The 1,392-nt window shown below is 36.0% G+C and carries 1 protein-coding gene; it reads left to right on the top strand.

Annotated elements, in window-relative coordinates; translation table 11 throughout:
* Positions 1–1,197: T9SS type A sorting domain-containing protein (locus EG240_RS16330; RefSeq protein WP_148096370.1), on the top strand; the 1,197-nt coding region annotated here is incomplete at its 5' end.
* Between the last annotated feature and the right edge of the window lie 195 nt (positions 1,198–1,392).

The following is a 1,392-nucleotide window of genomic DNA, read 5'->3' as shown; positions in this document are numbered from 1 at the left end:
TTATTAGCTGGTACACATCTAAACGGTACAGTAACTGTAGCAGAAGGGGATATTAAATTTTATCTAGCAAAATTCAATGCGCTAACTGGAGATTTAGCAGCTCCAGCTGTAGAATTACCGATTGTTGGGGAAATGGGAGAACAAACATCTAATTTCCGTTACGATGAAGCCTCTAATATATATTATATAACGGGTCTTCGAAATGGATATTACATGATTGATGATTATTTTCCGTTTGTTTATGGTAATGAAGCCATGGACGGAAGTGCATTTATAATGGCCATCAATGGTAGTACTTATGAAAGAATTTGGCATCTTGAGGGAACCACAAATTGGCCTACTTATTATCTAATTTCTATCGATGACATACAAATTGATAACCAATCTCATGTGTATATCAGCGGAAGATATAGTAACCATCCTGAATATCCAGGCGTGTATTTAGGAACGCACCAAATCAGCAACAATGCCGTGTTTGGGGAATCGGTTTATGTAGCCAAACTAAACAACCAAGGCCAGTTTTTATGGTCAAAAACTCCAACGTCAACCATGATTCCCAATACTACTACTGTAGGTGCATCTGTTAAAGGTATAACGTTTAATGGCGATCAAGTTATTATTGCAGGTGCGGGCCAAGTGGAGAACTGGGGCAATGGGTTAAATATCGATAAGCCATTCGGGCATAGAATAGATCCGTATTTGTTGTTTTTAAACAAGCAAACCGGTAATGCTGAAGGTTTAACACACGTATTGGGTCAATTTGGTATTGAAAATGGTTTTACAAAAGTAGTTACTGATAACGACGGTAATTACGTCGTAGGTGGTTACACCCATGGCGGGTTGTTTTTAGCAGAAAACGATAACATTCCAGATTTGTACATACAAAGTGGTGGCTACACAGATTTTTTATATGCTAAATATGCCGCTACACCTTGCGGTGTTTTAAACACTCCTAAAGTAGATAAACTAAAACTAAACGTCTACCCTAACCCTACAAACAACATCATCAACATTCAAACCGATGAAACCTTAGAAAGTTATCAAGTATTTAATATGTTAGGTCAAGAGATATTAAACGGAAACTTTGAAGCTATGAATCCAACCCTTTCGTTAGCAAAATTAGCTCAAGGAACGTATTTCGTCAAAGTAAAAACACAAAACAGCACCGAAGGTACTTTTAAAGTGATTAAGAAGTAGAGATTGGGTTTTAAAGTCGAAAGTCTTAAAGTCTTAAAGTGATTAGAAAATGAGTTGATTTGAAGATTTGAAAATCTTCGTTAAAACAAAATAGAATATAAAGCAGCATCGTAACCCCGACATACAGGATAAATATGAGTGTCTAAAAGTTGAGAAAAGTGTAAAAAAAAATGCTTCATTTCTGAAGCATTTTTT

The organism is Paenimyroides tangerinum, assembly GCF_003865405.1.
In the GTDB taxonomy this organism is placed as follows: domain Bacteria; phylum Bacteroidota; class Bacteroidia; order Flavobacteriales; family Flavobacteriaceae; genus Flavobacterium; species Flavobacterium tangerinum.
The sequence above is the reverse complement of the archived record's forward strand: the minus strand, read 5'-3'. Positions and strand labels throughout refer to the sequence as shown.